The organism is Acidaminococcus sp. CAG:542 (assembly GCF_000437815.1).
In the GTDB taxonomy this organism is placed as follows: domain Bacteria; phylum Bacillota; class Negativicutes; order Acidaminococcales; family Acidaminococcaceae; genus Acidaminococcus.
In genome coordinates this window covers 47,013-57,835 of sequence record NZ_FR902048.1, presented here as the reverse complement: position 1 = coordinate 57,835, position 10,823 = coordinate 47,013, and the positions used below count along the sequence as shown (strand labels likewise).

The window sequence follows — 10,823 nt, the reverse complement described above, 5'->3', positions numbered from 1 at the left end:
GGCTGCCGTTCTGGAGGTCCATCAGGATGGTGCTGCTGGCGTCCACGGACACATTGCCGTAAAGCCCCTGGTTGTTGGCCATGAAGGTCAGGTCACCGCCGTTGGTCCCGGCGTCCCCGAACTGGTTGGCTTCCACCCGGATCAGGGTGCCCCCCAGATACTGCATGGTGGTCATTTCCGAATAGATCCGGGCTGCGGTATTGGTCACGTAGAACAGGGGGCCTTCCTTCAGGCTCCGGAGAGCGGACCCTTTGGCGGCGAACCGGCCCAGGGCCTTGCCGTCAGTGCCGTTGTCCCGGGTCTTGTTCTGATACAGCATCACCCCGTGGCTGCCGTTGCCGGACAGATCCACATATTCCAGATGGATGGAGTTGTTCCCTTCCACCACGGCGATTTCACTGGCTCCGGCGGTGCCCTTTACTTCGCTGACCTTGATGGTTCCCTTGGAATACACCAGGGGAGAGCCTTCTCCGGAAGTGTTGATGGTGCTCTTGCTCACTGTCACGCTGGCTCCGGAAGGTTCCGTTGCCAGGGCCGCAGACCGGATACCGGTGGTACCGATGTTGATGTTGTCCGCCGTAATGGCACCCCCTTCGGTGGCATCCAGGCCCCGGGAAGAAGCCCCGGTGGTGCGGATGTTGGAATCGTGGAGCTTCACGCTGCCTTTGGACCCAGTGGCGAACACGGCGTTGGCCCCGTCCGCTTCCGTCCGGATGGTGCACCCGTCCATGGCAAGGGCTCCGTCTGCAGCCAGCACGGCTGCATTCTGGCCGTGGAACTTGCTGCCCAGCACGTCAGTGGTGGCGCCGCTTTTGGTAATGGCCCCATGGGACAGTGTCACGTCCGCCCCGTTCTTCACCAGAAGGGCACTTTCGTCCGCCACCAGAGCCGCATAGCTGTCAGCCAGAGCGGTCTTTTCGCCGCTGACCACCTTGGCAGCACTGTAATTGTCCGCCGGCAGGGGTTCTGCCGCCGTGGTTTCTGCAGCTGCCGTTTCCGCCGGGGCAGTCTTTTCAGTCGTTTTTTCCGCCTTGGCAGCGGCTTTTTCGGCCTTGGCCGGTTTCGCCGTTTCCGTCTGGGCAGAAGTGGCGGCAGCAGCCGCCGTGGTCTTATGGGCCGCCCAGGCGCAAGGGGTGGACAGCAAAGAGGCCAGGATGGCCAATGTTAAAATCTTGGAATTTTTCATGGGAATCCCTACTTTCCTGTATATACTTCTACATAATATAGTATACCGCAAAAGGGTGCCACCGTAAACGATGGCACCCTTTTGTCACGAATGAGGGTATGAGAACGCCAGACTCTCCTTCACCTTCTTGTAATCCACCTTCCCCACTCCCGTAAGGGGCAGCTGGTCCAGCTGTTCCCACCGGCCGGGGATTTCTCCCGGGAGCAGGGTTTTCCGGAGGGCTTTTCGTACCTGGGGCAGGGTGATCCCCGGTTCCAGCACCACACCAGCGCCCAGGTCTTCTCCCCGCTTTTCGTCCCGGACGGGCACCACACAGGCATCCCGTACCCCGGGCACCTGCAGCAGGGCCTGTTCCACCCGGCTGCAGCTGATGGTAAGGCCTCCCTTGTTGATTACCTGACCCCGGCGGCCCAGGAAGATCAAATATCCGTCCTTATCGAAATATCCCATATCCTTCAGGGTACAGGGCCGGGACAGACCAGCCACATGGTAAGGCGTATCGATCCAGATCATCCCCTCCCGGAGCTCCACCTTCACCCCGGGGCAGGGCTTTCCCACGCTCTGGGGATGGGCCAGCAGCTCCTCATAGGTGAGCCAGGTGATGTAGTCCAGTTCGCTGGCCCCGTAATACAGCAGGACCTGGCTGGAAGGAAAATGCGCTTTCAGGGTCCGGGCTGTTTCCCCATCCAGCAGCTGGGACCCTGCCAGCACCGTCTTCATGGCCGGATAGGACCGCTCCAGCACCTGGAGCAACAGTTTCAGCTTCACCGGCACCAGGTACAGCAGTGTCACCGGGTACCGGTCCAGCAGGTCCTTCCATCGGATGCTCCGAAGGTTGGTGGCCAGCACCAGGGTGGCACCGGCATGGAGCAGCTGGGCCCACACATTCAGGTTCCCGGTAAAGCTCATGCTCCCTTCACAGAAACCCACCGTGTCCCGGTCCACCTGGAACTTCCGGTCCTGTTCCGGAAAGAAATCCCCCCAGCTGCCATAGGTCCGGAACATCAGCTTGGGCAGCCCGGTGGAGCCGCTGCTCAGGACCCCCATGCACAGTTCCCTGGCCGGCACTGGAGCCTCCGGGCACCCGGGCCGCAGGATTCCGTCGTCGATCCACCCGATCTGCCGGACCCGAGCCAGTTCGTCCGCCGCCTCTTTTGACAGGTCCGGATGGCCCAACACCGGCACCCAGCCTGCCAGTTCCGCGCCCAAAAAGGCTTCCAGCTGAGCCGCCGGTCTGGGCCGGATGATCAGAACAGTTTGCCGGGGAATCCCCAGCTGCTTCAGGCTGTCCCTGTACACCCGGGCCTTCCGGGCCATTTCCCCATAGGAAAAGACCTGTTTCTCTTCCACCAGGCAGGCCTTTTCCGGCTGGACCCGGGCCCATTGTTCCAGTATCGTTCCATAATCCATGGCTGATTCTTCTTTCTGCTACAAAGTTTCCAGGAGTACCCCGGCTCCTGTGCCTCCGGCTCCGGCAATGGCGCACAGGGCCTTTTTTCCCTCCTGCCCCTCCAGAGCCGCCAGGGCATGGAGCACCAGCACAGCACCGCTGCATCCATAAGGATGGCCATAGGCCAGGGCACCCCCCAGAGGCAGGTACCGATCGGTACAGGTGGGATACTGCCGGGCAAACAGGGCGGAGATCACCCCGAAGGCTTCATTGTATTCAAAATCGTCGATGGCTTCCACCGGGAGCCCGGTTTCTTCCAAGATCTTTTCTCCCACGGTCAGGGCGCCCAGAGGGCTGAACCGGGGATCCACGCCCGCTTCCGTACCGTGGAGGATCCGGGCCAGAGGCCGCACCGGTTTCCCGGCCCGGCGCCAGGCAGCCAGCTGCCGACCGGAAGCCAGCACCAGGAAGGCTGCCCCGTCCTGGGTCAGGCAGGCATTGGCCGCAGTCAGAGTGGGGGTACAGTCTCCCGCCAGGTTCCGTTCTTCCGGGGTCAGCAGGGCCGCCGTTTCCTCCCGGGTGAACAGGGTGGGCATCCGCCGGGCCAGTTTCCCGTTCATCCGGGGCCGGATGCTTTCATCTCTTGTACTGCCGAACAGGGACACCACCCAGGGTCCCAGCCGGCCTTCTTCCGCCGCCTGGGCCGCCCTCCGGTGGCTGCGCACGGCCCAGCTGTCCAGTTCCTCCCGGGGCACCCCATACACCTGGGCCGTCCGTTCCGCTCCTTCCAGCATGGCCCGGGGGCTATGGGTATCCGGAGAGAACTGGGCGGTCATGTAGCCTTCCGGGGTGTACCGGCTGTCCCAGGGCTGGTACACCCGCCGGGGCTGCATGGAGGAAGATTCCACCCCCCCGCACAGGACCACATCCAGCTGGCCGCTGGCAATCTTCCCCCAGGCCAGGGACAGGGCCCCCAGAGCGGAAGCGCACTGCATGTCCAGGGTAAGGGCCGGCGTTTCCACAGGGAATCCGGCAGTGAGGGCCATAAGCCGGGTCAGGTTCCCCCCGCTGCCTACAGCATTGCCGCCTAAAATAAGCTGGGCCTCCCGGGCTGCCGGGCAGCGGATACAAAGCTGCCGGAGAAGAGCAGCGCCAAGTTTCTCCGGCGGTACATTTTTAAAGATTCCATTTTGGAGGCCCAGATGGCTCCGAAGGCCTCCCACCAGGAACACGTCCTGGACCGTTCTCTCAGAATCCATAGCGCTGGAGCCGGTTGGCCAGGAAGGCAGCCAGGACCACTTTCAGGGTATCCCCGATCAGGAAGGGGAACACAGCCATCACCAGGGTCTTCCAAACCCCCACTTTAGCCACCAGGTACATGCTCAGGCAGCCCCCCACATAAATGATGGGCATGCCCACACAGATGCCGACGGCCACCAGCTTCTTAAAGGACCGGGTGTTCCCCCGGACGGCACTCATGGCCACAGCCGCCGCCAGAAAGCCCAGGTTGAAGCCCCCGGTGGGCCCGACCAGCTTCATCATTCCGGAGGTACCTCCCACGAACACCGGAACCCCCACGGCTCCCAGCAGCAGATAGATTCCCAGGATGATCGCTGCCTGTTTCGGCTTCATGATGAAGGCCACCAGGTTCACCATAATGGTCAGTGCTGTTACCATGGCCGGAGTAAAAGGCAGCGGAAAAGAAATGTACGCCGAGACCGCCAACAGCGCGACACAGACGGCGCTGCCGGTCATGAACCGGATCTGTTCCCGGCTCCCGGTTGCGGCCACAGACGGATGCAAATTCTTTCTCATTTCGCTCATTGATAGGTTCCTCCCTGCAGTAAATCATTTCTCCCCCGTGGACGGGGGCTTTGAACAACATATGGATGGTTTCCGGTTCTCCCAGGTGCCGGAACAGGCTCTGCCACAGGAGCAGTCCCTGGACCACCGGCCGGCCATCCAGATGGATGGGATTGGTATCCCCGGTGCGCCGGGAAAACTCCCTCACTTCTTCCGGGGAAAAGGCCCGCCAGGGCCCGTACCCTTCCGGAGGTCCGGGGTCCCGTTTCAGTAAACCTATTTTTTCTGTAAGGTTTACCTTTGAGCCGGCAAAAAGCAGTTCTACCTGGAGGGTCCCCACCTGGATTTCTCCCTCCCAGGCTTCCGCCTGGAGCAGCTGGCTCCGTTTCCGGTCCTTCAGGCACACGCACCGGAACCGGCAGTCCGGCCCGGCTTTCCGGACCCTGGCATAATGGATCCGGGCAATGAAGCTGTGGTCATAGCGGCTGCCCTGGAACTGGCCCAGGGCTCTGATGTATCCTTCAGTGTATTCTTCCATAATGGTTTTAGTGTAGCGGATTTGGACTGATTGTTCAACCCCTGATTGTTTCAGGTTAACGCAACTGATGGTTTCCAGAATCCCATGCATCCACAATAGACATCTTGCAAAAAAGCTGACTTTTTCTTGTGTTTTGACAATGAAAGTTCTATAATTTGTTCATATCTTCATTCATACTCAGTTAGGGGGACTTTTTATGACAACCGCAAACCGGTCGGGCCGTTCCGCCCTGGCCAACTATCGGGATCCCATTATCCTGATCACCTTCTGCATCCTGGGGGCCATCCTGGGCCTGGTACTGGGAGACAAGGCTTCCTTCCTGAAGCCCATTGGACAGATTTTCCTGAACCTGCTGTTCTGTCTCATCGTACCGCTGATTTTTTTCTCCATTGCCGGCTCCATTGCCGCTACCAAAGATACTGGTAAGGTGGGGAAAATGATCGGCTATACCCTGATCATTTTCGTTCTCACGGCCACCATTTCCGGTGGCCTGATCCTGCTGGTGACCCATTTCACCGGAGTGCCCACCTCCTTTACAGCTCCTGCGGCGGCAGCAACCCAGGCAGCGGCCAAACCGGTGACCATTGCGGACCAGATCGTCAACACCCTTACGGTGGGAGATCTGCCGCTCCTTATTTCCCGGTTCCATGTGCTGCCCCTCATCATCCTGACCATTTTCTTCGGCATCTGCGTTTCCCTGATCGGGGAACCTGCCAAACCGGTGGTGGACTGGATGAACGCCATGAGCCTGGTGTGCTATAAAATGGTGGCCATTCTCATGAAGGCGGCTCCCATCGGCCTGGGCGCCTATTTTGCGGATCTCACCGGCACCTACGGCATCGACCTGCTGAAGACCTACGGCAGTGCCATGGTGGTGTTCTACACCGTGGTCTTTGTATACTTCTTCGTATTCTTGGGATTCTATGCCTGGCTGGCCGCCGGCACCTGGGGCGTGAAGAACTATTTCCGGGTGATCCTGGCTCCGGCCCTGACGGCTCTGGGCACCCGTTCTTCCGCCGCCACCATCCCGCTCCAGATGGAAGCCTGTGACAAACTGGGGGTACCCCGGGACATTTCTTCCGTGGTGGTCTCCATGGGAGCCACCTGCCATATGGACGGTGCCTGCATCGCCGTGGTCTATTCGGAAGTACTGGCCACCACTCTGTTCGGCCATCCTCTGGCGGGCTTTGACTTCATCCTGGCCCTGTTCCTGGGGGTTGCCGCTTCCGTGGCCACTTCTTCCGTACCGGGAGGCGGAGCTGCCGGTGAAACCATGATCGTTTCCGTATTCCACCTGCCGGAAAGCGCCTTCCCCATCCTGCTGATGGTCATTGAACTGTTCGACCCCGGGTGCACCCTGCTGAACTCCTGCGGGGATACGGTGGTATCCATGCTGATTACCCGGATCTTCCACGGAAAAGACTGGTACAAAAAGAATCTCAACGGAGACGCTGCTGGAAAGGAAGCTTTGACTTATGAAAATTGATGCCCGTTATGTGCTGGAAGAGCCCGATTACCAGGATGCTCCCCTGCCGGATTCCCTGGAACTGGACCTGCCCATTGACGGGGACCGGGTGCTGGGGGAAATCTACCTGCCCTCGGGGATCTATGAGGCACCCCACCCGGCGGTGGTCCTGTGCCACGGTATCCCGGGCACCAACAACAATGACGACCTGGCCCAGTGCCTGCGCCGGATGGGCTGCGTGGTGATCCGCCCCTACCACCGGGGAGCCTGGGGCAGCGAAGGTACCTATTCCTTCTCCCACTGCATCGAAGACGCAGTGGCCCTGGCCCGGTGGGCCCGGGAAGAGGTAGCCAAAGCCTACGCCATCGATCCGGCCAACATCTTCCTGGTGGGCCATTCCAATGGGGGGAACACGGTGCTGAACGCTTCCCGGGTCCTGCCCTTTCTCCGGGGCACCGTGGCCTTCTGTCCCTACGACCACCAGGCGGGGCTGGAACACGTGCCCCACAGCCAGCTGAAGGAGCTGTTTGCCCAGGCGGCCGCCGTGCTCCATGTGGGGCGGTTTGAGGATTTGTGGCAGGACAGCGTCCAGCACGCCCGGCAATGGAGCTTCGTCCAGAACGCCCACCGGTTCCAGGACCGGAACCTGCTGCTGATCGGAGGCAGCCGGGATACAGTGGCCCCTCCGGAATGGATGGTGGAGCCCCTGTGGAAAGAGCTGGAAGCCCTTCCGGGTACCGGCCATCACAAAAAAGTGATCCTCCCCAGCAACCACGCACTGGACACCGCCCGGCTGGAACTGGCCCGGGTGATCGGGAAGTGGATCGAGGAGACCATTAACCGCTGACAGAGAAAAAGAGACTGATGCTCAGGCACCAGTCTCTTTTTTCTCTATCCACTTTTTCAACACAACCGCATTGTTATGCTCCTGGTCTTTGGCTCCGTACAGCAAGGTTACGTTGCCCTGGGCCAGGGCTTTTTTTATTTTTTCCACAAAGGGTCCCGCTTCCAGATTGGCTTCCAGCTCCTGTTGGTAGCCGGCGGCGAATTCCGGGAACTTTTCCGGATCGTGGCCGAAGGACCGACGCAGTCCGTTGGTGGGAGCAATCTCCTTGTCCCAACCGGTAAGGGCTGCGTTTTCCTTTTTAATGCCCCGGGGCCACAGCCGGTCCACCAGGAACCGGCTGCCGTCCGTCTCAGCGGGGTCTTCGTAAATCCGTTTTACTTGCAGCTTTCCCATGGAAAAGCCTTCTTTCTTGTCAGCGGGCCTGCCGTTTTTCCCTCTCAGCCACCTGCTCACAGGCGGTCAGGGGATATTCCTCCGAATTGTGGTGGAATTCGATGCAGGGCTCACAGTCCTTGTACCGGGGGCAGTGGGTATGGCTGCAGGGGCAGGTATCCGGATCGTACAGTTTGATCATGGCTGATCAGGCTCCGAAGAACAGTTTCATGTCGTCTTCCACGTTGGTGATCCCGGCAATGCCGAAGTTCTTCACCAGCACATTGGCCACGTTGGGGGACAGGAAGGCAGGCAGGGTGGGTCCCAGATGGATGTTCTTCACACCCAGGTACAGCAGGGCCAGCAGGACGATGACGGCTTTCTGTTCGTACCAGGCAATGTTGAAGATCAGGGGCAGTTCGTTGACATCTTTCAGGCCGAAGACTTCCTTCAGTTTCAGGGCGATCAGAGCCAGGGAGTAGGAGTCGTTGCACTGACCGGCATCCAGCACCCGGGGAATCCCGCCGATGTCACCCAGATTCAGTTTGTTGTATTTGTATTTGGCGCAGCCGGCGGTGAGGATCACCGTATCTTTCGGCAGAGCCTTGGCAAATTCCGTATAGTATTCACGGCTCTTCATCCGGCCGTCGCAGCCAGCCATGACCACGAACTTCTTGATGGCGCCGGATTTCACAGCATCCACCACTTTATCAGCCAGGGCAAAGACCTGTTCATGGGCGAAGCCGCCTACGATGCTGCCGGTTTCGATTTCAGTGGGAGCCGGGCAGGTCTTGGCCTGGGCGATCAGTTCGCTGAAATCCTTGTGGCCGTTTTCGTCAGCGTCAATGTGACGGCAGCCGGGGAAGCCGGTGGCACCGGTGGTCCACAGACGGCCCTTGTAGCTGTCTTTGGGAGGAACGATGCAGTTGGTGGTCATCAGGATGGGCCCGTTGAAGCTTTCGAATTCTTCCTTCTGTTTCCACCAGGCGTTGCCGTAGTTGCCGGCGAAGTTCTTGTATTTCTTGAAGAACGGATAGTAGTGGGCAGGGAGCATTTCAGAATGGGTGTATACATCCACGCCGGTGCCTTCGGTCTGATCCAGAAGCATTTCCAGGTCTTTCAGGTCATGGCCGGAGATCAGGATGCCCGGGTTCTTCCGGACGCCGATGTCTACAGTAGTGATTTCAGGGTTGCCGTAAGCGGTGGTGTTGGCTTTGTCCAGGAGAGCCATGCCCTGTACGCCGTATTTCCCGGTTTCCAGAGTCAGAGCCACCAGGTCATCCACGCTCTTGCTGTCGTCCAGAGTGGCAGCCAGGGCCCGCTGGATGAAAGCATCCACTTCTTCGTCGTCCTGAGCCAGCACGTTGGCATGCTTGCTGTAGGCAGACAGGCCTTTCAGGCCATAGGTGATCAGTTCCCGCAGGGACCGGATGTCTTCGTTTTCGGTGGCCAGGACGCCTACGGTTTTGGCTTTGGCGTCGAATTCGCTTTCGTCCCCGTTCCACAGAGCTGCAGCAGGCAGGCTGGAAGTGTCATCCAGCTGGGTCAGCAGATCAGCTTTCACAGCCAGGGTTTCTTTGATCCGGGCAATAATGGATTCCCGGTCGAAGTTGGCGTTGGTGATGGTGGTGAACAGGTTCACGGTCACCAGATGGTTCACGTTCCGGCTGACGGATTTGCCGGCGGCACGCAGGGCGGTAGTCACAGCGGACAGACCCTTGGTGGCGTAGATCAGCAGATCCTGCATGGCAGCCACTTCCGGCTTCTTGCCGCAGACCCCGACAACGGTGCAGCCTTTGCAGCCGGCAGTTTCCTGACACTGATAACAGAACATCTTGTTTTCCATAGGTATACTCCCCTTTTCTTATAAAAACTTCAACAGATTGTTTTCTCACTCGATGGCTTTATTATAGTCCGGAGCAGGAAAAGAATCCGTTGTTTAAACAACGCATAGAAAATTTTATGATTTTCTCTACCCCAGTGCCACATCCAGGGTCATCATCACTGTGAACCCCAGGGCGAAGGTGAGGACTCCAATATTGGAATGTTCTCCTTCGGACATTTCCGGAATCATTTCCTCCACCACCACATAGAGCATGGCCCCGGCGGCGAAACTGAGGAAATAGGGCAGCAGGTGGCCGATGACCCCGGAGGCCAGGATGGTCCCCACCGCCGCAACGGGCTCCACGATGCCGGACAGTACCCCGCCCAAAAACGCCCGGTGCCGGTTCATCCCTGCCGCCTTGAGAGGCAGAGAAATGATAGCCCCTTCCGGGAAATTCTGGATGGCGATCCCCAGGGACAGGGCAATGGCGCTGCCCAGGGAAATGGATCCGGGATCAGTGAGGAACCCTGCGTAGATCATCCCCACCGCCATCCCTTCCGGGATGTTGTGGAGGGTCACCGCCAGCAGCATCATGGTGGTCCGGGCCAGATGGCTCCGGGGCCCTTCCGGTTCATCGGTGTTCATGTGGAGATGGGGGATCACCACATCCAGCAGCAGCAGGAACAGGATTCCCGCCCAGAAGCCCACCACCGCCGGTACAAAGGCGAAATTCCCCAGCCCGGCACTTTCCTCCAGGGCCGGGATCAAAAGGCTCCAGATGGATGCTGCCACCATGACACCGGCGGCAAAGCCGGTGAGCCCCCGCTGGACATTCCGGTGGAGCTGTTCCTTCATAAAATACACGCAGCCGGCCCCCAGACTGGTTCCGGCAAAAGGGATCAGGATCCCTTTCCAAACTTCAGGACTGATCATCATTCACCTCCTTCAAATCAAATCTTTCCCCTCCATGGTCATGGCCAGGTTGCTGAGGGCGTACTGGATTTCTTTTTCCGGATGGACCGCCAGGGCGATATCCGTAGTTTCCACCTTCCGGAGCTTTTTCTTCATGTACTTCCCCGTATCCTTCCGATAAATGTACATATCCGCCCCGGACACCACCCGGAGCAGGGTATCCGGTCCGTCATCGTCCCAGCCTCCCAGGAACATGGGCTGGATGTAGAATTCGTCCATGGCCCGGACCACCAGGAGGGACACCACGGTGGCTCCCGTTTTGTCGGCAATCTTATCCAGGACTTCCTTTTCAATAGGGTACCCGTCTCCTCCGAACTGGAGCAGCACCTCATTGGCCTCTTCCGCCGCCTGGGCATCAGGGAGGAAGACGAACTTCGCCCGGGGATAGGCCTGGCGAACCTGGCGCTTCCACACTTCCTTCATGG

At 59.3% G+C, this 10,823-nt stretch carries 11 protein-coding genes; 2 read left to right on the top strand and 9 right to left on the bottom strand.

Annotation, left to right across the window (positions count from 1 at the left end; genetic code table 11):
• The 4 genes from QVO43_RS03345 to QVO43_RS03330 all read right to left on the bottom strand — a co-directional run.
• A partial coding sequence (locus QVO43_RS03345; RefSeq protein ID WP_288174451.1) for a hypothetical protein occupies positions 1–1,186 on the bottom strand: 1,186 nt, incomplete at its 3' end.
• Positions 1,187–1,270: 84 nt separating this feature from the next.
• Complete coding sequence (locus QVO43_RS03340; RefSeq protein WP_022487182.1) at positions 1,271–2,596, bottom strand: AMP-binding protein; 1,326 nt, start codon at positions 2,594–2,596, stop codon at positions 1,271–1,273.
• A gap of 18 nt (positions 2,597–2,614) precedes the next feature.
• Positions 2,615–3,835 carry a thiolase family protein gene (locus QVO43_RS03335; RefSeq protein WP_022487181.1) on the bottom strand — a complete coding sequence of 407 codons (1,221 nt, stop codon included), beginning with the start codon at positions 3,833–3,835 and terminating at the stop codon, positions 2,615–2,617.
• A complete protein-coding gene (locus QVO43_RS03330) occupies positions 3,825–4,400 on the bottom strand; it encodes a biotin transporter BioY (protein WP_022487180.1) in 576 nt (191 codons plus the stop codon). The genes QVO43_RS03335 and QVO43_RS03330 overlap by 11 nt, the downstream gene beginning before the upstream one ends.
• Before the next feature lie 713 nt (positions 4,401–5,113).
• Here QVO43_RS03330 and QVO43_RS03325 point away from each other — a divergent pair.
• Positions 5,114–6,403 (top strand): dicarboxylate/amino acid:cation symporter, encoded by a 1,290-nt coding sequence (locus QVO43_RS03325; protein ID WP_022487179.1) that lies wholly within the window; start codon positions 5,114–5,116, stop codon positions 6,401–6,403.
• Entirely contained in the window at positions 6,393–7,229 is an 837-nt protein-coding gene (locus QVO43_RS03320) for an alpha/beta hydrolase family protein (RefSeq protein WP_022487178.1), read from the top strand. The genes QVO43_RS03325 and QVO43_RS03320 overlap by 11 nt, the downstream gene beginning before the upstream one ends.
• Positions 7,230–7,250: 21 nt before the next feature.
• On the opposite strand, the gene QVO43_RS03315 is transcribed toward QVO43_RS03320, so the two are convergent.
• The 5 genes from QVO43_RS03315 to QVO43_RS03295 form a co-directional block, all read right to left on the bottom strand.
• A complete protein-coding gene (locus QVO43_RS03315) occupies positions 7,251–7,622 on the bottom strand; it encodes a DUF488 domain-containing protein (RefSeq protein ID WP_022487177.1) in 372 nt (123 codons plus the stop codon).
• Between the two features lie 19 nt (positions 7,623–7,641).
• Positions 7,642–7,803: a hypothetical protein gene (locus tag QVO43_RS03310; protein WP_022487176.1), complete on the bottom strand. Its 162-nt coding sequence runs from the start codon at positions 7,801–7,803 to the stop codon at positions 7,642–7,644.
• Between the two features lie 6 nt (positions 7,804–7,809).
• Positions 7,810–9,447 (bottom strand): hydroxylamine reductase, encoded by a 1,638-nt coding sequence (gene hcp / locus QVO43_RS03305; protein WP_022487175.1) that lies wholly within the window; start codon positions 9,445–9,447, stop codon positions 7,810–7,812.
• 126 nt (positions 9,448–9,573) lie between these two features.
• On the bottom strand, positions 9,574–10,359 hold the full coding sequence (locus QVO43_RS03300; protein WP_022487174.1) for a ZIP family metal transporter: 786 nt from the start codon (positions 10,357–10,359) through the stop codon (positions 9,574–9,576).
• 12 nt (positions 10,360–10,371) lie between these two features.
• Positions 10,372–10,823: hypothetical protein (locus tag QVO43_RS03295; protein WP_022487173.1), on the bottom strand; the 452-nt coding region annotated here is incomplete at its 5' end.